The organism is Streptomyces sp. CWNU-52B, assembly GCF_047444975.1.
Taxonomy (GTDB): domain Bacteria; phylum Actinomycetota; class Actinomycetes; order Streptomycetales; family Streptomycetaceae; genus Streptomyces.
On sequence record NZ_JBLFJV010000005.1, the window covers coordinates 865898 to 887097 of the forward strand.

The window sequence follows — 21200 nt, forward strand, 5'->3', positions numbered from 1 at the left end:
TCCATGTGAACGCTGACCCGCTGAACGACACCGCCGCTGACACCGACGCCGACCTCTGAATCGGCCGGAGGGGGCGCGATGATCATCAGGAGCACTCACCCATGACAAGCACGCACTCATGACCTCCGCACTGCTGTCCCTGCCCGAACCTCCTCCACCCGCCGCGACGCGCGAGCTGCGCGCCGAGGTGAGGGAGTTCCTGGAGAGTGCGGCCGGTACCTTCACTCCGCAAGTCGACTCGTGGCTGAGCGGAGTGGACCCGGCCTTCTCCCGGCGGCTGGGCGAACGCGGCTGGCTGGGCATGACCTGGCCCCGGCGGTACGGCGGTCACGAACGCACCGCCGTGGAGCGGTACGCGGTCACCGAGGAACTGCTGGCGGCGGGCGCGCCCGTGGCCGCCCACTGGATCGCGGACCGCCAGTCGGGACCCTCCCTGCTCCGGTACGGAACCGAGGAGCTCAAGCACGAGCTGCTGCCCCGCATCGCGGCGGGCGAGTGCTTCTTCGTCATCGGCATGTCGGAGGCCGACGCGGGCTCCGACCTCGCCGGCATCCGCACCCGCGCCGACCGCGACGACCGCGGCCGGTGGGTGCTCGACGGCACCAAGATGTGGACGTCCCACGCCCACCTCGCCCACTACGCGATCGTCCTCGCCCGCACCTCACCCGCCCAGGAGGGGCGGCGCGGCCGGCACACGGGACTCACCCAGTTCGTGGTGGACCTGTCCGCTCCCGGGGTCACCGTCAACCCGATCACCATCCTCGACGGCGGCCACCACTTCAACGAGATGGTGTTCGAGAACGTGGTCCTGCCGGCCGGCGCCCTGCTGGGGGAGGAGGGCAACGGCTGGAGCCAGGTCACCGCCGAGCTCGCCTACGAGCGCTCAGGTCCCGAGCGCTGGATGTCCACCTTCCGCGTGCTCGACCTGTTCGCCCGGAGCCTCGTCGTCCACCCGGACCCGGCCGCCGAGGTGACCCTGGGGCGTCTGTGCGCACGGCTGCTCGCCGTCCGCCAGCTCTCCCTGCGTATCGCCGCCGCGTTCGACCGGGGAGATCTGCCCGACCTGCCGGCCGCGATGGTCAAGGATCTCGGGACCACCTTCGAGGGCGACCTGATCGACGAGATCCGGCGGGTCGTGGACGTCGCCCCGTCCCTCGACGCACCGAGTCCCCTCGGCCGGGCGATGGCGACGGCCCAGTTGCACGCGCCCGGTTACACACTGCGCGGCGGCACCAACGAGATCCTGCGCTCCATCGTGGCCAAGGGACTGGCACTGCGATGACCGACGCACCAGGAGAGACGAAGGAGAGGGGGGCTCATGAACACATCGGACAGCGAGCGTGACCTCGTCGTGCGCACCGTCCAGGACATCCTCGACGCAACCGCGACCACCGCGCACGGCGAGCGGCCCGAACGCTGGGACGCCGAACTGTGGGGCCTGCTGGCCGACTCGGACATGACCGGCGTGGGACTGCCGGAGAGCGCCGGCGGCGCGGGCGGCACCTATGGTGACGCGGCCGCGATCGTCGGCTGTCTCGCCGCCGGAGGCGCCGCCGTCCCGCTGGCCGAGCACCTCCTGGTCGTCGCCCCCGTCCTGGCCGGCACCTCCCTCGCGCCGGCCGACCTCTCGGTCCCCGTCACCTTCGCCGGGGGAGGGCGAGCCGTGGCGGACGGCGCGGGGCACTACCGCCTCAGCGGCGAACTCCCCGACGTGCCCTGGGCCGACGTGGCGACCCAGGTGGCCGTCCTCGCGCGGACCGGCACCGCAGGCCACAGCGTGCTCGTCCTGTCGCCGACTCTCGGAGCCGTGACGAAGACGTCGTACAACCTGGCCGACGAGCCGCGCGCGACCCTCGACTTCCACGACGCCCGCCTGGCAGGCATACCGCTCACCGCTCCGCAGGCCGCCGCCGTCGAGGCCCGCATGGCACTCGCACGGGCCGTGCAACTCACCGGCGCCCTCCAGCGGGTGTTCGACTGGACCTGCGAGTACGCCCGTGAACGCGTGCAGTTCGGGCGGACACTCAGCGCCTTCCCCGCCGTGCGCACCGACCTGGTGCGGATGGCGGGCGAGGTCACGGCGGTCACCGCGCTCACCGATGCCGCGGTCGACGCCGCCGCACACGACCGCGACCTCCTTCCCGCCGCGGCCGCCGCCAAGATCCGGGCCGGCGCCGCCGTGGAGATCGTGGCCCGCTCCGCACACCAGATCCACGGCGCCATCGGCTTCACCCGGGAACACCGCCTGCACCACCTCACCCGCCGACTGTGGGCGTGGCGCGAGGAGGCAGGTACCGAACGCCACTGGAGCGAGGTCCTCGCCAGGCGTCTTCGCCCCGCACACGAGGGCCTGTGGCCCCTGCTCGTGAACGCCGTCTGACCGTCTGCCCGAACCTCCCTCCGGGTCCGGGCCCGAGCCCCTCCGGATTCCGGTGAAAGGAACACCATGCCGTCCGCCCTGCGCACCGCAGTCATCGTCGACGCCGTCCGCTCACCCATGGCGAAGGGCCGCCCACCCCGTGCCGACCGCCCCGGGGGCGCCCTGTCCGCGCTGCACCCGGTCGAGCTGCTCTCCCAGGTCCTGCGCCAGCTCGTCGACCGCAACGCGCTGGACCCCGCCTGCGTCGACGACGTACTCGCCGGCTGTGTCAGCCAGGTGGGCGAGCAGTCCGGCCCCGTCGGACGCTACGCGTGGCTCGCCGCGGGCCTGCCGGAGTCGGTTCCCTCCGTCACCCTGCACCGGGCGTGCGGATCCAGTCAGCAGGCCGCCGACTTCGCGGCCCAGTCCGTCATGGCGGGGGCCTGCGACGTGGTCGTCGCCTGCGGTGTGGAATCCATGAGCCGCATCCCCATGCTCACCGCCCGCATGGGCCAGGACCCCTTCGGCCCGTCCGTCCACGAGCGGTACGCGCCCGGCCTCGTCCCCCAGGGCGTGTCCGCGGAGCTCATCGCCGCCCGCTGGAACCTCGGCCGGACCGCCCTCGACGCCTTCTCCGCCCGCTCCCACGAACGGGCCGCCGCCACCGATCTGAGCGGCGAGATCGTGCCCGTGCGGCTGCCCGACGGCAGTGTCGTCGACCGGGACGAAACGATTCGCCCGAGCACCACGCCGGACGCGCTCGCCGGTCTGAAGCCCTCCTTCCACAGCGACGAACTGGCCGCGCGCTTCCCCGAGATCCAGTGGCACGTCACCCCCGGGAACTCCTCACAGCTCACCGACGGCGCCGCGGCACTGCTCATCATGGAGGAGACCAAGGCACGAGAGCTGGGCCTCACCCCACGGGCCCGCTTCCACTCCTTCGCGCTGGCCGGCGACGACCCGATCAGCATGCTCACCGGCCCCATCCCCGCCACGGAGAAGATCCTCAAGCGATCGGGGCTGGCCCTGGACGACATCGACCACTACGAGGTCAACGAGGCCTTCGCGTCCGTCCCGTTGGCCTGGGCCCGCCACTTCGGAGCGGACGAGGACAAGCTCAACCCCCGCGGCGGCGCCATCGCGCTGGGCCATCCCCTGGGCGCGTCGGGCGCCCGGCTGATGACCACCATGCTGCACGGCCTGGAGGCCACCGGCGGCCGGTACGGACTGCAGACGATGTGCGAGGCCGGAGGCATGGCCAACGCGACGATCATCGAGCGGCTCTGAGCCCCACTCCTGGCGAGGGCCCCGGCCCACACCTGACCCGAGAGGAACCACATGGACGTACAAGGCATCTCCGCCCTGGTGACCGGGGGAGCGTCCGGCCTCGGCCTGGCGACGGCACGCCGCCTGCTCAACTCCGGCGCCGAGGCCGTCACGCTCGTCGACCTGCCCACCTCGGACGGTGAGACGGCCGCGAGGACGCTCGGCCCCCGCGCCCGCTTCGTCGCCGCCGACGTCCGGGAGCCCGACCAGGTGGAGGCGGCCCTGGAGGCCGCGGGCGCGGCCGGCCCGCTGCGGGCCCTGGTGCACTGCGCGGGACGTGGCGGCCCGGTCCGGCTGGTCGACCGGAACGGAGAGCCGGGCTCGCTCGACACCTACCGGACGATCATCGAGATCAACCTCATCGGCACGTTCAACGTGCTGCGCCTGGCCGCGGCGCGCATGGCACGCAACGAACCGCTCAACGGCGACCGGGGCGTGTGCGTGCTCACCGCCTCGGTCGCCGCGTACGAGGGGCAGATCGGCCAGATCCCCTATGCCTCCGCCAAGGCGGGCATCGTCGGCATGACACTCGTCGCCGCCCGGGATCTCGCCTCGAAGGCGATCCGGGTCTGCACCATCGCCCCCGGCACCTTCGACACCCCGCTGCTGAGCCGTCTGTCCGACGACGTCCGTGCCTCCCTGGCCGGGACGGTGCCGCACCCCAGCCGGCTGGGCGACCCCGCGGAGTTCGCCCGGCTCGCCGAGGCGATCATCGAGAACGGCATGCTGAACGGCGAGACGATCCGCCTCGACGGCGCGATCCGGATGGCACCCCGATGAGCGCCGCCGTACGACTGGAGGTACGGGACGGCGTGGGCGTCGTCGTCATCGACCGCCCCGAGGTCCGCAACGCCGTCGACCGGCCGACCGCCGAACTCGTCGCGGCGGCCCTCGACGAACTGGACGCACGCGACGACCTGCGGGCCGGCGTCCTCACCGGTTCCGGCGGCGTCTTCAGCGCGGGGATGGACCTCAAGGCATTCAGCCGGACCGGCGAGCGCCCGCTCACCTCGCGCGGAGGGTTCGGCATCGTCGAGCGGCCGCCGGCCACACCCCTGATCGCCGCCGTCGAAGGCAGCGCCCTGGGCGGCGGCTTCGAGATCGCCCTCGCCTGCGACCTGATCGTCGCGGCCGAGGACGCCCGGTTCGGCCTGCCCGAAGTCACCCGCGGACTGGTCGCGGCGGCAGGCGGAGTCCTGCGGCTGCCCCGTCGGCTGCCGCGCAACGTGGCCATGGAGATGGTGCTTCTCGGCGCCCCCGTACCGGCCGCCAGGCTCGCCGCGTTCGGACTCGTCAACCGCGTCGTGCCGCCCGGGCAGGCCCTCGACGAGGCACTGCGCCTCGCCCGTGCCGTCGCTGCCAACGCCCCGCTCGCGGTGCGTACGTCCAAGTTCCTCGTGGACCGGGCCGTCGACTGGCCGAGCGACGAGGCCTTCGCACACCAGGAACCCCACACCGCTGTGGTCCGCACCTCGGCCGACAGCAGGGAAGGCGCGCGCGCCTTCGTCGAAAAGCGTCCCCCCGTCTGGACCGGAGCATGAGGAGAAGTCCATGAGAACGTCGTCCACCCGCCGTCTGATCTCCGCTGTCGCTGTCGGAGCGGCCACGGTCGGCCTGGTCACCGCGTGCGGCAACCCCGCCGAACGCCGGGCCACCGCCGAACGGCAGCCCGCCGACCAGATCTGTCCCACCGCGAAGACGACCGGTGCCCTCCACATCGGTATGAGTTCCCCCTTGTCCGTCTTCTCGCCCCTGCTCCTCGCGGACACCACCGGGGCCTTCAAGAAGGCGGGCCTGGACGTCGACGTGGAGCAGATCCCCACGGCCGACTCACTGCCCCTCGTCGCCCAGGGCAAGCTGGACGCACAGGTCACCTCCTACTCCACCGCCCATTACAACGTCGTCAACTCCGGCGTGGACCTGCGGTTCGTACAGCCCTTCGACCGTCAGGTGAAGGAGCCCGCGGGCGCGACCGTGCCCGGCTACTGGGCGCGCAAGGACGTGGTGGGAAGCGCGGAGAACCCCGACTTCCGTGCCCTGCGCGGCAAGAAGGTCAGCAGCCCCACCGGCGGCACCGGCGCCTCCGCGAAGATCCTCGGGGACAAGCTCGCCGGGGTGGGCCTGGGACTCGACGACGTCCAGCTGTCGGTACAGGTGGGACCGGACGCACTGATCGCGCTCAAGAACGGCGCGGTCTCCGCGGCCTGGATCGCCGCGCCCCTGGAGATCGAAGCGGCGAAGGACAAGGGCCTCGTCCCGCTGGCCGGCTACGCGCCCGGCGTGACCGGGACCTCGCTGCTCGCGGGGCCCAAGCTCCTGGACCGCCCCGACGTCCTGGTGCGCTATCTCCAGGTCCTGAAGGACGTCACCGAGAAGTACCTTGACGGGGACTACCGCAAGCGCCCGGAGACCGTCGCCCTCCTGTCCAAGGCCACCGGCGTCAAGGAGGACGTCGTCCGCAAGTCCGCGCTGCTCCACTTCGACCCCACGTTCTCCATGAAGGGTGTCGAGACGTACCTCGGACAGCTGCAGACGTTCCTCTCCACCCACAAGGAACTCGACTACAAGAAGCCCCTGCCGACGTCCGAGCTGGTCGACCCCGCCTTCACCGAGGCGCTGGCCACGTGCGACCCGCCGTCCGCGTAGCCGGTCCGTCCGCCGACAGACACCCCCCGTTCCACTCGTCCAAGGAGGACGAAGCATGCCCGCAAACCGGGTAGGGCCAGAGCCGGTCACGCACTCCGATGCCGAGAAGATCACCGCGAAGGATCTCTGCTACAGCTACAGAACCCGTACGGGCGCCCGGGTGCCCGCACTCGACGGCGTCGACTTCACGGTGCGCGCGGGTGAGTTCGTCTCCGTGGTCGGCCCTTCCGGATGCGGCAAGTCGACCCTGCTGCGCGTCATCGCGGGCCTGCAGGAACCCGGCAGCGGGTCCGTCGCCATCCGCAAGGAACACCCCGGCCGGCCCCTGGTGGCTCCGGTGTTCCAGGAGTACTCGGTCTTTCCCTGGCGGACCGTGGAGGCCAACGTACGGCTCGGCCTCGACGCCGTCGGCACCCCCAGGGAGGAGGCCGCTCCGCGCGTCGCCGAGTGGATCCGGCGGGTGGGACTCGAGGGATTCGAGAGCTCCTACCCGAGCGGACTGTCCGGCGGGATGAAGCAGCGGGTCGCTCTCGCGCGGGCGTTCATCACGGAACCGGAGATCCTCCTCATGGACGAGCCCTTCGCCGCGCTGGACGCGCAACGCCGCAAGATCATGCAGGAACAGCTCCTGGAGATCGTCGAGGACAAGAGCCACACCGTCTTCTTCGTGACCCACAACCTCGACGAAGCCATTCTCCTGTCCGACCGCATCATCCTGATGACCTCACGGCCGGGCAGGATCAAGTGCGTGTACGACGTTCCCTTCGCCCGGCCCCGGTCACCGGAACTGCGCGCCGACGCGCGCTTCGCCGCCCTCGAGGACGCGATCTGGAAGGATCTGCGGTCCGAAGTGGAGATGGACACGGGGTCCGGACCCGCCTCCGCGGTGAAAGGGAAAGCCGGAGCATCAGGAAAGGGACCCCGATGAGCGAGAAAGTGCAGGAAAAACCCTTGCTCGAAGGAGACTGGGTCGTCCGTACCGCGACCTCGTCCAGAGCGGGGGCGGCCCAGCGGCCGAACGCGAAACTGCTGCGGGTGCTCGCCGGCGCGCTGATCCCGGTGCTGATGCTCATCTCCTGGGAGATGAGCGCCCGACTGGGCTGGACGGACCCGCGTTTCTTCGGTCAGCCCACCACCGTCGCCGAACAGGCGGTCGCCGACATCCGGGAGGGCCTGCTGTGGGACGAGGCCCGGGTCACCCTCTTCCGGCTGGTCGTCGGATTCCTGCTCGGCTCGGCGGCCGGGGTGGCCGTAGGGCTCGTGCTCAGCCAGTCGACCGTGCTGCGGTGGGTGTTCGAGCCGATCATCAGAGCGCTCTACGTCGTGCCCAAACTGGCTCTGCTGCCGATCTTCCTGCTGGTCTTCGGCATCGGTGAGACGCCCAAGCTGGTCTTCGTCGGACTCGGCACCTTCTACATCGTCGCCTTCACCACGCTGGCGGCGGCGACGATGATCCCGGTCTCCTACCACGAGGTCACGCGGTCCTACGGACTGAGCCGTTGGCAGACGTTCCGGTGGATGATCTTCCCGGCCTGTCTCCCGCAGATCGTGTCCAGTCTGCGCATCGCCACCGGAATCTCCACCCTGCTCGTCATCGCGGTGGAGTTCGTCAGCTCCAACGACGGGCTGGGCCACTACACCTGGCACGCCTGGCAACTGTTCCTGCCCGAGCGCATGTACGTGGGAGTCGTCACCATCTCGGTCATCGGCGTGCTCTTCAGCGTCCTGGTGGGCGCGGTCGGCAAGCGCCTGGTGCGGTGGTCGGACCAGGAGTTCAGCGCCCAGCGGTAGCCAGGACGGGCGGAGGCGGGCGGAGGCGGGGGAGCCGCACGGAGGGCGGGCGGGGCCGACGGGGGCTCCGCCCTCAGGCCGTGGTGACGGGACCGGGCCAGCGGCCCCCCATCTCCTTGGTCAGCGCGTTCGCCTCACGCATCACGGCCTCGATCGCGGCCTGTTCACATTCCTCGATGCGGCTCACGGGAATCGACACGCCCAGTGCCCCGACGGGCTGGCCGGTCGCGTCGAACACCGCGGCCGCTACCCCCCACAGGTCCGGCCACTGGAGGCCGGGTCCGCTGTAGTAACCCTGCCTGCGGACCTGGGAGAGCAGGGTGTCGAGGTCACCGGACTCCTCCGCTTCGCCCCCGTCCTCCGGCCGGGCCGCCGCCACGACGTGCTGGACCTGCTGGTGATCCAGCCAGGCGAGAATCACCCGGCCCGTCGCGACGCTCAGCAGTCCGTGCCGGCTTCCGAGACGCACATGCGCGCGCACGGGGGACTGCGGCTCGCTGTGCGCGGCGTACGTCACCGAGTCCTCGTCGAGGACGGCGTACACGGTGGTCTCGTGCAGCTCGCGCTGGAGACGGTCCGTGTACCGGCCGGCGAGCTGGACCGCGCCGAGCGAGGCGTTCACCAGATATCCGAGCCGCCACATGAGCATCGTGGCACGCCAGGTGCGGTCCGGCTGTTGGACGACGAATCCTTCTTCCGCCATCAGGCGGAGGGTCCGGAGTGCTGTGGGTGACACCAGACCGGTCTGCTCACTAACCTCCTTGAGGGTGAGCGGACCGCTCTCGCACAGCACGCGCAGGACGCGGAGCGTCCTGACGATGGCTCCCTCGGCCACAGATGTCTCCCGGTTCGGTAAATTTTGTTCAGTCGAATCAAATTTACTCTACCTGAGTCGTGGCGCTCCGAAGGGGCGAACGCCGGTGTGCCCGCCCCCGGTGAGGGGGACGGGCACACGACGGGGCAGGTCTTACGGGGTGTCAGGCATCCGAGGAGTTCTTCACGTAGAGAGACTCGTCCGCGCCCGCGGGCACGGACGCTCCCGCGGGCGCGGCCACGGGCTGCGGGCCGCTCTCGCTGAGGCCGTAGCGGTCGTGGAACCTGCGCAGGAGGGGCGGCGCGTACCAGGCCACGCGGCCCAGCAGGCGCATCGCGGCGGGCACGAGGACGCCGCGTACGGCGACGGCGTCGATGAGGATGGCCAGTCCGCTGCCCAGACCGAACATCTGCATGAAGCTGAGCTTGGCCGTGCCGAAGGCGAAGAAGCTCACCGCGAGCAGGCAGGCGGCCGCGCTGACGATGCGTCCGGTGTGTCCGAGGCCCTTGGTCACGGCGGACTCGTTGTCCTCGCCCGCCTCATGGAGTTCCTTGATGCGGCTGGTGACGAACACCTCGTAGTCCATCGAGAGGCCGAAGGCGATGCAGAACATCAGCACCGTCATCGACACGTCCATCGGCTGCGCGGTGAAGCCGAGCAGCGAGGAGAGGTGGCCGTCCTGGAAGATCCAGGTCATGACACCCAGGGTGGCTCCCAGACTGATCAGGTTGAGCGCCAGGGCGCGCAGGGGCTGTACGACGCTGCCGGTGAACAGGAAGAGCAGGATGAACGTGGTGATGGCGACCAGGGCCACCGCGAGCGGGAGCTTGCCGGCGATGGAGTCCTTGGAGTCGACCAGCACGGCGTCGGTTCCGCCCACCAGGGACTGGATGCCCGCGGGTGCGGCGATGTCGCGTATCTCGTCGACCAGGCTCTGCGCCTCGTCCGACTTCGGCGTCAGGGTGCTCACGACGTTGATCTGCTGGGTGTCGGGGCGGCCCAGCGCGGCGTTGGCGGGGCCGGGCGGAGTGGCGTTCCCGTCGGCGTAGGTGCCCGAGCTGGCCTCGACGCGGACGACGTCGTCGAGCTTGGACAGCGTGATCGCGTACGACTCCAGCGGGGCCCTGTCGACCGCCTTGTCGAGGACCACGTGCAGGGCCGCGTCGTCGTTGCCCTCGAAGTCGGACTGGAGTACGGCGGAGACCTCACGGCTGTGGGCGTCCTCGGGCAGCACGCGCTCGTCCGGTGTGCCGAAGGTGATGCCCAGCAGCGGACTCGCCGCAATCAGCAGCACCGCGAGCACGGGCAGCGCGGTGAAGGCCGGGCGGCGCATGACGGTGGCGGCGAGGCGTCCCCACATCGGCGCCCGGGTGCTTGCGCGCTTGGTCTTCACCCACGGCATCCGCCCGCTGTTGACGCGGTGCCCGAGGGTCACGAGGAGGGCCGGCATGACGAACAGGGTGCTGATCGCCGCGATGGCGACGACGCCGACTCCCGCGTAGCCGAACGAGCGCAGGAAGTACTGCGGGAACACCATGAGTGCCCCGAGCGCGGCGGCCACGGTCGCGGCGGAGAACGCGATCGTACGGCCGGCGGTGCTCATGGTCTGCCGGACGGCGTCGTCCACGCTCGCCCCCGCGGCGAGCTGTTCCCGGTACCGGCTGACCATCAGCAGGGCGTAGTCGATGCCCAGGCCGAGCCCCAGGGCGGTGGTGAGGTTGACCGCGAAGACGGACACATCGGTGACACTGCCGAGGAAGAAGAGCTCCGCGAAGGTGCCCACGATGGCGATGATGCCGATCACCAGCGGCAGCAGGGCCGAGACCAGGCTGCCGAAGACGACCAGGAGCAGGATCAGGGTGAGCGGTACGGCGATGCCCTCGGCCAGGACGAGGTCGGCCTCCGACTGCTCGCCCATCTCGCTGGTCACGGCGGCGCCACCACCGGCCTTGACCGTGAACGTGTCCTTGTACGAGCCGGCGTACTCGTCGATGACGCTCTTGGCGTGCTCGTCCCGCTCGGTGCCCTCACCCTTCACATGGGCGAGCACCATGGCCTCGCGGCCGTCCTTGGAGCGGAGGCTGGAACTGTCCGTCTCCCAGTACGAGATGACGTTCTCGAGGTTCTTGTCCTTCTTGAGGTCGGCCACCAGGGCCTGGCCGCTCTTCTCGGCCGCCGGGCTGTCGACACGGCCCTCGGAGGCGCGAACCAGCAGGACGAGGTTCGTCTCCCCGCCGAACTTCTCGTCGATGACCTTCCCGGCACGGCTGGACTGGGAGGCCGGGTCGTCGTAGCCACCCCCCAGCAGCTTGCCGAACGCGCCGGCGCCCGCGACGCCCATGAGCGCCACAGCCACGACGGCCACGACAAGTATGAGCCGGGAGCGACGAATCGCCAGCTCGGCTATGCGTTCAAACACGGACAATCTCCTTTGGATCCTGTATGGAAACGACGTCGGCCGGCCGGAGTTGAGAAGGGGAGTCAACGCGGTAGTCTGCGGGCGTTGTTCGTCCCGGCAGAGGCCGATGCGCGAAGGGGCACGCAGGTCGTCGCCATGACGACGTTAGTGAGACGCCGGAAGATTTGGCAGTGTTATGTTTTTCTAACAGTGTTCAACTTCATGGTGCGTGCCGGGAGTTGCCGACGTACGGTCGTCGTATGCCCGCCGACGAGCACGCAACCGCCCCGCCCTCCCTGCGCCAGCGGCGCCGGACGGCGGCCACGCACGAGATCCTGGACGCCGCCGAGCGTCAGATCGTCGAACACGGTCCCGCGGCCCTGTCCCTGCGTGGGGTCGCCCGGAGCCTGGGAATGACCGTGCAGGCGCTCTACCACTACTTCCCGAGCCGGGACGACCTCGTCACCGCGCTCATCGCCAAGGCGTACGAGGACCTGACCGAGGCCGTACGCGTCGCCGTCGAAGCGGCGTCGGACGAGACGCCCGCCGAGCGCGTGGTGATCGGAACGGAGGGATACCGCGGTTGGGCCCTCGCCCATCCCGAGCGGTTCCAGCTCCTGTACGGAACCCCGCTGCGGCACTACGCGGCCCCCGCCGACGGGCCGACCACCCAGGCGATGCGCCGGATGGCGGCGATCTTCGAACGCGAGATGTTCGACGGGTTCACCGCGGAACAGCTGGCCGCGGCCGAGACTCCGGGTCTCTCACCGGAGTTCATGGCGCGGCTGGACACGCTGCCGCCCACCGGCCGTCAGGGACTGCCGCCTGCCGCGATCGCGCTCTTCATCAGCGCGTGGGGGCACATGCACGGCCTCGTCGTCCTGGAGGTGTTCGGGCACACCACGTATCTCGGTGACCACCAGGCCGAGATCTTCCGCATGGCGATGCGGAACCTGGTCGCGGACATCCGGGGCCGGATACCCGCCGCCGGGCAGGCCGGCTGAGTGGCCGGCCCGGCCCGATCGGTGCGCGCCGGCCCGCACGGGCCGCGCGCCGGGGCTCACTCGCCCGGTGCCGCCTTCCGCAGGGCGGTGATGCAGGTGGTGACGGCCTCCTGGAGTTCCTGCAGACGCTGCAGCATGTCGTCCTCGTAGATGGTGTCGAGGTCGTCGACGTCGTCGAAGGTCAGCTCCTCGAAGACCTTGGTCGCCTTCTGCAGGCTGCTGTAGAACTTCGTACGGCGCTCCCGCAGGCGGAGTTCCGGGTCGGCCTGGATGGTCTGGGCGACGATGTCCTTCATGGAGTCGTACGCCTCCGAGGCCCACTCGCTGGTGTCCTCGCCCGCGTCCAGTTCGTCGATGAGGGAGAGATGGCGCTCGGCCTCGGCGCGGAGCTCGGCGGGCGCGTCGATGGTCTGCCCGGCAGGCGTTTTGACCTGTCCGTTCTCCACGATCTGGCGGACGTAGCCGATGCGGCCCGCCGCTTGCGTCTCGGAGGCGACCGCCTTCTTGAGGTCGTCGGTACGGGCGATGTCGCGGGCCAGTTCCGTCTGCAGCGCGGGGTCCTCCTGGAGCCGGTCGAGGAGCGCGGCCCGCGCCGCCTGCGCCGTGGAGGGGTCGGCGAGGATCGCGGCCCGCAGCGCGGTGGGGTTCTCGGCGACCTCCAGGGCCTTCGTCGGCCGGATGCCCTCGGCCTCGGCCGCCGCGCTGATCGCCGTGCCGCGCTCGGAGGAGGCGCTGGAGCGGGAGGCGTAGTACGCGTGCCACACGTCGGAGTCCGGCAGCTCCACGTCCTGGCCCGGGGCCAGCGCCTCGAAGTACGGGACGAGGCCGTCGTCGGCCGCCTTGTCCCACGCCTTGTAGTAGCGCATGACCCGCTCGGGCGAGCACCCGGCCAGCTCGGCGAACCCCTTCGCGGAGACCTTCGGGGTTTCCCCCGCCGTCTCCCCGCCGGGCCGCACGCTGCGCGCCACCTTCAGCGCGAACGCCCAGCCGCCGGCCCGCACGTACGCCCCGAAGTCCTGTGCGTCCCGCGCGACATCGGCGTGCACGTCGGCGTGCACGCCGGAGGGCGCATCGGAGGGCGTGTCGGAGGGCGTGTCGGTCCGTGCGTCGTCCCGCGCCGCTTCGTGCTGCGCCTCGTCGGCGGGCACGGCGGGCTCGACCCAGAACTCCTCGGCTCCCGAAGTCGCCTGTCCGGGAACCTGATCGGGTGCCTGGTCGGACACCTGATCGGGCGTCTGATCGGGTGCCTGGTCGACGGGCGGAACGGCCGGTTCGGGCTGGGCGGTCACTACGGTCACGGGCGGACTCCCTGAAAAGGCCGAGGCGGAACAAGGCTGCGAAGGACAGCGCGTGCAGCGTATATGAGGCTGTTCATGATGCTTTTGAGCCCCCTCGCCCGCGCGGACCCCAGGGGTGCCGGTAACGCTGCGGCGTCGCTCAAGTACGCTGAGTAAATGAACGTTTCGAGCGCGGGACTCCGTGAGACGCCGGGGCCGGCCGCCGTGGTGACGGGTGTGGGTTCGTATCTTCCTCCCCGGCGTGTGACCAACGACGAGCTCTGCTCCCGGCTGGACAGCAGCGACGCGTGGATCCGGGAGAGAATCGGCATCCAGGAGCGTCGCCGCGCGGACGCGTCGGTGTCCACGGGGGATCTGGCGCTGGAGGCTGCGCGCCGGGCGATGCGGTCGGCGGGCGTGGCGGACGTCGACGCCCTGATCCTCGCCACGACCACACCGGACCACCACTGCCCGGCCACCGCGCCCGCGGTCGCCCACCGGCTCGGACTGCGCGAGACGATCGCCTTCGACGTCACCGCGGGATGCGCGGGGTTCGTGCACGCGTCGGCCGTCGCCGCCGGGCTCATCGGCGCGGGCAGCGCGCGGAGAGTCCTGGTCGTGGGCGCGGAGACGATGTCGGCGATCATCGACTTCGACGACCGCGCCACGGCCCCGCTCTTCGGGGACGGCGCCGGAGCCATGGTCCTGGAGGCCGGGCTCCAGGGGCAGGACGGGTGCCTCGGCCCCTTCGCCTGGGGCAGCGACGGCTCACTCGCCGACGCCATCGTCATCCCGGCCGGCGGAGCCCGTGAGCGTGACCGGCGGGACACCGCGCCCGCGGGTGACCACTTCGTTCACATGCGCGGAAACGAGGTGTTCCGGCACGCCGTGCGCCGTATGGGCCAGGCGGCCCGGGAGGCGGTGCGGGCCGCGGGATGGACGCTCGACGAGGTCGACCGTCTGATCGTCCACCAGGCCAACGGACGTATCGGCGCCTCGGTCGCTGACGCGCTCGGCATCCCGCCCGAGCGCACGCCGTCCAACATCGCACAGGTCGGCAACACCGCCGCGGCCTCCGTCCCCCTGCTGCTCGCCCACGCCGCCGACGAGGGCCGGCTGAAACCCGGGCACCGTCTGCTCGTTGTCGCTTTCGGCAGCGGGCTCGCCTGGGCCGCCACCACCCTCGTGTGGCCGCCGGGCGTCACCGCGGAGCTGTAGGGGTCCGTCAGCTCAGGTACGTCGAGGACTGTCCGGGACCACCCGGGAACGTCGAGGAACGTAAGGAAATGAAGCACGTGCTGGAAGAACTCAAAGGCATCCTCACGGCGCAGGCGGGACTTCCGCCCGCGCCCATCACCGCGGACGCGAGCCTGGCCGACGCCGGTATCGACTCCATGGCCGTGACCGTGCTCTCCATGCAACTGGAGGACCGCATGGGCCTGTTCCTCACCGAGGACGAACTCTCGGGCGCACCCACCGTCAACGCCCTGGCCGACCTCATCGCGAGCCGAGCCGCCGGGACACCGTGATGCCGGCGGACACCACCGTGTGGAGTGCCCCCGAGTGGACCGCGCCCGAACAGAACAAGGAGGAGCTCGTACGCCTCGAATGGCGCGGCCTGCGCTACACCTGCCGCGTCGTCACCTCGGACCGGCCGCCGGTCACCGAGCCCCTGCTCCTGCTCGGCGGCGCCCTCCAGGACATGTACGCCTGGCCCCGGCTGGAGCGCAGGCTCAGCGCGCACATGCCGCTCGTCTTCGTCGACCTGCCCGGCGTCGGAACGGCCGACGACCTGCCCGCCGAGCAGGGCTTCGACGCGCTCGCCGAGGCCGCCCTGTGCGTCGTCGACCGGCTCGGGTTCGACCGGGTCAACCTCCTGGGTGCCTCGTACGGCGCGCCGATCGCCTACCGCGCGGCCCTGAAGCGGCCCGAGCGGGTCGCGCGGCTCGTCCTGGCCGGTGCCACGCACCGGATGAACCCGCGGCTGGTGTCCGACTGCGAACAGGTGTGGCGCGCCCGCGCCGCACTCGCGGACGGTCCCGACGGGGCGCTGACGGACTCCGGCTCGAAGGAGATCGCGGCCCACGCCGCCGGCACGCTGCTGAACACCGCCCGTCAGGACCAGGTCTCCCAGGCGCCCGCCGTGGCGAGAATGCTGCACCGGCAGTTCGCCCGCATCACCCCGGCCGAGGCCCGTCGGCACGCCGTCTGCCACCAGCGCCTGCTCGGCCCGGATCCGCTCCCGCCCGGGGGCATCGACGCGGTGCGCGCGCTGGTGTTCACCGGCGAGCACGACGACGTCAGCACGCCGGACGAGAACCGCGCCGTGGCGGCCGCCATCGCCGGTTCGACCTTCCTTCTCGTCCGGGAGGCCGATCACATGGTGCACCTGGAACGGGAAGCCGAGTACGCCGATCTGGTCCTGCGCTTCCTCACCGACCTGCCGCTCGACGGCCTGCACTACGCGACCGCGCCGGAACTCCTCGGCCGTCACCCCTAAAAGGTAACCAAGTCTGTTACGTTTATGTCGTCGAAGGCGCCACGTGATCGGCCGCCCCCTGGGGTGTTCGTGGTGCGCCCGTCGCGGCGTGCCCGGAAGTGCGTGACATCAGTCGTAACAGTAAATGTTTCTTCAAAGGAGATGGGTCGCATGGGACAGCTCGACGGGAAGATCACTCTGGTCACCGGTGGCACCACCGGCATCGGTCTGGGAGCGGCCAGGCGCTTCGCCCGCGAAGGCGCCACCGTCTACATCACGGGGCGCCGAAAGCCGGAACTCGACGCGGCCGTGGAGGCGATCGGCGGGGATGTCGTCGCCGTGCGCAGCGACGTCTCCAGGCTGGCGGACCTCGACGCCCTGTTCGCGACCATCAAGGAGCGCAGCGGGCGGCTCGACGTCCTCTTCGCGAACGCCGGGGTGGGCGCTCTGGTGGAAATCGCGGACATCACCGAGGAGGAGTACGAGCGGACGTTCGACATCAATGTGAAGGGCATGTTCTTCACCATGCAGAAGGCCCTCCCGCTGCTCCCCGACGGCGCGTCCGTCATCCTCACCTCGTCCACCAACGCCTCCCAGGGAATCCCCGCGATGAGCGTCTACAGCGCCACCAAGGCGGCCGCGCGCAACTTCGCCCGCTCCTGGGCGGCCGAGCTGGCGGGGCGGGGGATCCGGGTCAACTCGATCAGCCCCGGCCCCGTCGAGACCCCCGGCCTCCTCGGCCTGGCGGGCGAAGGCGCCGAGGCGCAGCAGGAGACCAGGCAGAACTTCGCCGGCTCCATCCCGCTGGGCCGCCTGGGACACGTGGACGAAGTGGCCTCCGCCGCGCTCTTCCTCGCCTCCGACCAGAGCTCCTTCACCACGGGCGCCGAACTGTTCGTCGACGGTGGTCTCGCCCAGATCTAGTTACACTTCGTGAGTCGGTGTCGCGGGGAGCCACCTGCCACCTCAGGACCGGAGGAGGTGTGCGGAATGAGCGCCAACAGCCGTATGAGTCTGGCCGTGCACATTCTGACCTGGCTGGCCTACGACCGCCGGGGCACCGACAAAGAGGTCGCGACGTCGCAGCGCATCGCGACCAGCGTGAACACGAACCCGGTGGTCATCAGGCGCTGTCTCGGGCACCTGAAGGACGGCGGCCTGGTCACGGTCACCCACGGCAGGAACGGCGGATGGAGCCTCGCGCGCGCCGCGGCCGACATCACTCTCCTCGACGTCTACCGGTCACTCCCCGCCGAGCCGGTCTTCGGAATGCCGGCCTCGACTCCCGACGCGGAGTGCGACGTCGGCGGCGGTATCGAACACGCGCTCTCGGACGTCTACCAGGAGGCGACCGACGCCCTCTGCCGGTCGCTGCGAGCGACCACCCTCGCCGACGTGCTGCGGATGGCGACGGCCTCGCGCGCGGCCACCGCGCGCGCCCACTGACCGGGCGGTTCACGCGTACCTGGGTGCGGCACACCCACCCTCACACAGCCTCCCTCTTCGGTGCCCCGTCAACGAGTGTGGTGTCCACACCCGCACTCGTCGCTCACCGAGAAGGAACACCATGTCTCTCACCTCGTACCGCACCCTCGGCCGCTCCGGTCTGCGGGTCAGTCCTCTCGCGTTCGGCGCGATGAACTTCGACGACGGCAGCTGGGGCTCGGCCCCCGAGGCCTCGTTCGGGCTGCTGGACCACTACCTGGAGGCAGGCGGCAACTTCGTGGACACCGCCAACATGTACAACAAGGGGGCGTCCGAGGAGACGCTCGGACACTACTTCGGCAAGCGTCCCGGAGTCCGTGACCGAGTGGTCCTGGCGACGAAGTTCGGCGGCAGCCTGGCACCCGACGACCCGAACTCGGGCGGCGCGGGCCGCAAGGCGATCCGTGCCCAACTGGACGCGTCCCTGCGCCGGTTGAACACCGACTACGTCGACCTGTACTGGATGCACCAGTGGGACCGGCACACTCCCGTCGAGGAGACGCTGTCCACTCTCACCGACCTGGTGCGCGCCGGGAAGATCCACGCCGTCGGCCTGTCCAACGTGCCGGCCTGGTGGGTCGCGGAGGCCGCCACCGTCGCCCGGCTGCGCGACCGGGAGCCGATCGCCGCGCTCCAGGTCGAGTACTCCCTGCTCGCCCGCAGCGTCGAGGGGGAGACGTTCGGCGCCGCCCGCCGCTTCGGACTGGGCATCACCCCGTGGAGCCCGCTGGCCAGTGGCGTCCTGTCCGGCAAGTACGCGCGTACCGCCACCGAGGTGGCGGGCTCCGGACGTACCGCGTACGCCGCCTCCTACCTGAGTGAGTCGACGTTCGTCCTCCTCGACGCGCTTCAGGAGATCGCCGACGGGCTGGGTGCGACCGTGGCCGCGGTGGCACTCGCCTGGGTCAGGCAGCGTTCCGAGGTGACGTCCACGCTCGTCGGCGCCCGCACCCAGGAGCAACTGGCCGCCAACCTCGCCTCGTTGGACGTCGTCCTCACCGCGGAGCAGATCGCGGAGCTGGACGGCCTCACGGCACCTCGCCTCGACTATCCGCACAACATGATCGAGTCCATGGTCGGCTTCCAGCAGGGCGACACCACCGTCAACGGCCTGGCCGCCCAGGCCTTCGTGCGCTGACTCACCTCCGACTCACCTCCGACCCACCTCTGGCCGGTCCGTGCCGACCTGCCCGCGCCGCGCTGTCCTGGCTGTCCTGAGAGAACGGAACACCCCATGCCCGAGACGCTCGAAGTGACCACCCTGCGGCCCGCACCGGGCCACACCACCCAGGACTTCGTCGAGGCCAACGCCGACATCAACGCCTACCTCGAACGGCAGCCCGGCTTCCTGTGGCGACGTATCGTCGAGACCGACGACGGACGCGTCATCGACATCGTCGCCTACGACAGCCTGCCGCACGCCCGCGCCGGTGCGGCCGGCATCACAGGTGAGATGGCGGACTCGCCCGTCCATGCCACGATCGACCATGACAGCGTGGACTGGCAGCTCACCACCGCGCTGCAGTACTTCGCGTGACGGAGAGGCCACCATGCCGTTCGCCGACGAACTCATCGGCCGCCACACCGTTCAGAGCCTCACCCGGGCCATGCGGGCCGCCGCCCCGGACGCCGCTCTCACGGCGCTCCGCGCGGCGCCCCGGCAGCTCGACGCGCTGTCCCTGCGGGAGCGCGCCGACCTGCTCCGCGACGCGCTGCTCACGGATCTTCCGGGTGACTACGCGGCGTTGGCGCGGACGGTACGTGTCGCCCGCGACAGCGCGCCCGACTTCACCGGCTGGCTGATCTGGCCGGTCACCGGCGCCCTCGCCACCCGCGCCGTGCAAGCCGGCGGGGCGTCGCAGGAAGCCGGGGAAGGAGGGGCGGCGGCCTTCGACGACGCGATGGACCTCCTGGCGGATCTCACCGGGCGCCTGTCCTCGGAATTCGCCATCAGGACACTGCTGCGGCACGACCTCGACCGGGCGCTCGGCATCATCGTCGGCGAGTGGACCGGCTCGGCCGACGCCGACGTGCGCAGACTCGCCTCCGAAGGCACCCGCCCCTACCTGCCCTGGGCGGTACGGGTGCCGGACATCATGGCCCGCCCCGGGGCGACCGTGCCCGTCCTGGACGCCCTCTACCGCGACGAGAGCGAATACGTACGCCGCTCGGTGGCCAACCATCTCAACGACCTGAGCCGTGACCATCCCGAGCTGGTCGTCGACACGGCCCGGCGCTGGCTGGACCGTCCCGGTGACACGACCGAGCGCCTGGTGCGCCACGGACTGCGCACCCTCATCAAGCGCGGCCACCCCGGCGCCCTGGAACTCCTCGGCTTCGCCCCGGCGGTCCTGGAGGTCGAAGGGCCCCGACTGGACCGGGACACCGTGCCGTTCGGCGGCAGCGTCCGCTTCACCGCCTCGATCCGCAACACCGGCGAGGCGCAGGCCCGGCTGGCGATCGACTACGTCGTGCACCACCGCAAGGCCAACGGAGGACAGACCGGCAAGACCTTCAAGCTCACCACTCGCACCCTCGCTCCGAACGAGCGGATCGAGGTCACGCGTGAGCACTCGTTCCGGCCGATCACGACCCGCCGCTACCACCCCGGTCAGCACGCGATCTCCCTCCAGATCAACGGAGTCGAATCGCCCCGCGCCGACTTCGAACTGGCGGCCCCCGACACACCGTGAGAGACACTGTGAGCGGACCTGACCCGACGTACGGGCCGGGACTCACGGATCAGGGGAGTGCTGGAATGCCGGTTGCCGTTGCCGCCGACGGATACAGACTGTGGTTCGACGCCGTCGGCGACGAGGGACTGCCGGCCCTGGTTCTTCCCGCCCGGTTCCGCGCGGAATTCGCTTCCCTGGGAGCCGCGTTGGCCGACCGGTACCGCGTGATCCGGTACAAGCCCCGGCGCGTCGTGGACGCGATGGAGGCCGAGGAGGAGGCAGGCGGCCCGTGGGAGCCGGCCGAGTGGGTCCGGTATCCGCTGGAACTGGAGGTCGCCGACCTGCATACCGTGGCGGACGCCGCAGGGGCGGGCGGCTTCGTGCTCGCCGGGTACTCGGGCATGGCCGCGCTGGCGGGCTTCCTGGCGCCGGTCAGTGACCGTGTGCGGGGACTCGTGGTCGGAGGGTTTCCGCTGCTCGCCAGTTGTGACTACTGGCTGGGCTTCGAGGAGGGGGCACGCGCGGCCCTCGTCCAGGCCGGGCTGCGGGACGAGGCGGCGGACCATCATCTGGGCCGTCTGCTGTTCCGCGAGTGGGGAAACCGGGACGACCGCGCCGCGCTGGCCGCGCTGCCCGGACCGAAGGTCCTCTGGTACGGCAGCCGGGACAGCGAACCGGACTGCCGGATGTACGACTTCGTGGGCGGGGCGGCGATCGCCCGGCACATCCGTGCGCACGCCGACGCGTTGCGTGCGGTCGGCTTCGAACTGATCGAGATCGAGGGCCAGGACCACATCGGCGCCCTGGCCACCACGGACGTGATCGCCCCGCGGCTGTTGGCCGCGCTGGGCAAGGCCGACTGGTAGACCGGCCCGCCTCCCGAAGCCTGGGCCGAACGGCTCGAACGCGTCGAACGGCTCGGGTGGCACGGGCGGCGGGACCTCGG

The 21200-nt window shown here is 70.8% G+C and carries 21 protein-coding genes; 18 read left to right on the plus strand and 3 right to left on the minus strand.

Going from position 1 to position 21200, the window contains the following annotated elements:
* Window positions 1-118: 118 nt before the first annotated feature.
* The 8 genes from ACLVWQ_RS06745 (at window position 119) to ACLVWQ_RS06780 (ending at window position 8122) form a co-directional block, all read left to right on the plus strand.
* Entirely contained in the window at window positions 119-1282 is a 1164-nt protein-coding gene (locus ACLVWQ_RS06745) for an acyl-CoA dehydrogenase family protein (protein WP_414107239.1), read from the plus strand.
* A gap of 36 nt (window positions 1283-1318) precedes the next feature.
* Complete coding sequence (locus ACLVWQ_RS06750; protein WP_414107240.1) at window positions 1319-2380, plus strand: acyl-CoA dehydrogenase family protein; 1062 nt, start codon at window positions 1319-1321, stop codon at window positions 2378-2380.
* Window positions 2381-2458: 78 nt separating this feature from the next.
* Entirely contained in the window at window positions 2459-3646 is a 1188-nt protein-coding gene (locus ACLVWQ_RS06755) for a thiolase family protein (protein ID WP_414107419.1), read from the plus strand.
* Between the two features lie 51 nt (window positions 3647-3697).
* Window positions 3698-4465, plus strand: coding sequence for an SDR family NAD(P)-dependent oxidoreductase (locus ACLVWQ_RS06760; RefSeq protein WP_414107241.1), 768 nt, complete (start codon window positions 3698-3700; stop codon window positions 4463-4465).
* Window positions 4462-5226: a crotonase/enoyl-CoA hydratase family protein gene (locus tag ACLVWQ_RS06765; protein WP_414107242.1), complete on the plus strand. Its 765-nt coding sequence runs from the start codon at window positions 4462-4464 to the stop codon at window positions 5224-5226. Before ACLVWQ_RS06760 ends, ACLVWQ_RS06765 begins: the two co-directional genes overlap by 4 nt.
* Before the next feature lie 10 nt (window positions 5227-5236).
* Window positions 5237-6331: an ABC transporter substrate-binding protein gene (locus ACLVWQ_RS06770; RefSeq protein WP_414107243.1), complete on the plus strand. Its 1095-nt coding sequence runs from the start codon at window positions 5237-5239 to the stop codon at window positions 6329-6331.
* Window positions 6332-6386: 55 nt separating this feature from the next.
* Window positions 6387-7259: an ABC transporter ATP-binding protein gene (locus tag ACLVWQ_RS06775; RefSeq protein ID WP_414107244.1), complete on the plus strand. Its 873-nt coding sequence runs from the start codon at window positions 6387-6389 to the stop codon at window positions 7257-7259.
* Window positions 7256-8122, plus strand: coding sequence for an ABC transporter permease (locus ACLVWQ_RS06780; RefSeq protein ID WP_414107245.1), 867 nt, complete (start codon window positions 7256-7258; stop codon window positions 8120-8122). The genes ACLVWQ_RS06775 and ACLVWQ_RS06780 overlap by 4 nt, the downstream gene beginning before the upstream one ends.
* A 73-nt stretch (window positions 8123-8195) precedes the next feature.
* Here ACLVWQ_RS06780 and ACLVWQ_RS06785 read toward each other — a convergent pair whose 3' ends face one another.
* Together ACLVWQ_RS06785 and ACLVWQ_RS06790 are read right to left on the minus strand one after the other, a co-directional pair.
* Window positions 8196-8957 carry an IclR family transcriptional regulator gene (locus ACLVWQ_RS06785; protein ID WP_414107246.1) on the minus strand — a complete coding sequence of 254 codons (762 nt, stop codon included), beginning with the start codon at window positions 8955-8957 and terminating at the stop codon, window positions 8196-8198.
* 142 nt (window positions 8958-9099) lie between these two features.
* Complete coding sequence (locus ACLVWQ_RS06790) at window positions 9100-11355, minus strand: MMPL family transporter (protein ID WP_414107247.1); 2256 nt, start codon at window positions 11353-11355, stop codon at window positions 9100-9102.
* A gap of 239 nt (window positions 11356-11594) precedes the next feature.
* On the opposite strand from ACLVWQ_RS06790, the gene ACLVWQ_RS06795 reads away from it, so the two are divergent.
* Complete coding sequence (locus tag ACLVWQ_RS06795) at window positions 11595-12338, plus strand: TetR/AcrR family transcriptional regulator (RefSeq protein WP_414107248.1); 744 nt, start codon at window positions 11595-11597, stop codon at window positions 12336-12338.
* A gap of 56 nt (window positions 12339-12394) precedes the next feature.
* On the opposite strand, the gene ACLVWQ_RS06800 is transcribed toward ACLVWQ_RS06795, so the two are convergent.
* Window positions 12395-13396 (minus strand): hypothetical protein, encoded by a 1002-nt coding sequence (locus tag ACLVWQ_RS06800; RefSeq protein WP_414107420.1) that lies wholly within the window; start codon window positions 13394-13396, stop codon window positions 12395-12397.
* 396 nt (window positions 13397-13792) lie between these two features.
* On the opposite strand from ACLVWQ_RS06800, the gene ACLVWQ_RS06805 reads away from it, so the two are divergent.
* The 9 genes from ACLVWQ_RS06805 (at window position 13793) to ACLVWQ_RS06845 (ending at window position 21120) form a co-directional block, all read left to right on the plus strand.
* The gene (locus ACLVWQ_RS06805; protein WP_414107249.1) at window positions 13793-14833 is read left to right on the plus strand and encodes a beta-ketoacyl-ACP synthase III; all 1041 of its coding nucleotides are present in this window, start codon (window positions 13793-13795) and stop codon (window positions 14831-14833) included.
* A gap of 68 nt (window positions 14834-14901) precedes the next feature.
* The gene (locus tag ACLVWQ_RS06810) at window positions 14902-15144 is read left to right on the plus strand and encodes an acyl carrier protein (RefSeq protein WP_414107250.1); all 243 of its coding nucleotides are present in this window, start codon (window positions 14902-14904) and stop codon (window positions 15142-15144) included.
* Entirely contained in the window at window positions 15144-16115 is a 972-nt protein-coding gene (locus ACLVWQ_RS06815; protein ID WP_414107251.1) for an alpha/beta fold hydrolase, read from the plus strand. Before ACLVWQ_RS06810 ends, ACLVWQ_RS06815 begins: the two co-directional genes overlap by 1 nt.
* Window positions 16116-16265: 150 nt before the next feature.
* Window positions 16266-17018, plus strand: coding sequence for an SDR family oxidoreductase (locus ACLVWQ_RS06820; RefSeq protein ID WP_414107252.1), 753 nt, complete (start codon window positions 16266-16268; stop codon window positions 17016-17018).
* 66 nt (window positions 17019-17084) lie between these two features.
* Window positions 17085-17540 (plus strand): Rrf2 family transcriptional regulator, encoded by a 456-nt coding sequence (locus tag ACLVWQ_RS06825; protein WP_414107253.1) that lies wholly within the window; start codon window positions 17085-17087, stop codon window positions 17538-17540.
* A 121-nt stretch (window positions 17541-17661) separates the two neighbouring features.
* The gene (locus ACLVWQ_RS06830) at window positions 17662-18717 is read left to right on the plus strand and encodes an aldo/keto reductase (RefSeq protein ID WP_414107254.1); all 1056 of its coding nucleotides are present in this window, start codon (window positions 17662-17664) and stop codon (window positions 18715-18717) included.
* Between the two features lie 96 nt (window positions 18718-18813).
* On the plus strand, window positions 18814-19116 hold the full coding sequence (locus ACLVWQ_RS06835) for a hypothetical protein (protein ID WP_414107255.1): 303 nt from the start codon (window positions 18814-18816) through the stop codon (window positions 19114-19116).
* Window positions 19117-19129: 13 nt separating this feature from the next.
* A complete protein-coding gene (locus ACLVWQ_RS06840; protein WP_414107256.1) occupies window positions 19130-20272 on the plus strand; it encodes a DNA alkylation repair protein in 1143 nt (380 codons plus the stop codon).
* 65 nt (window positions 20273-20337) lie between these two features.
* Window positions 20338-21120 (plus strand): alpha/beta fold hydrolase, encoded by a 783-nt coding sequence (locus ACLVWQ_RS06845; protein ID WP_414107257.1) that lies wholly within the window; start codon window positions 20338-20340, stop codon window positions 21118-21120.
* The last annotated feature ends 80 nt before the right edge of the window (window positions 21121-21200 follow it).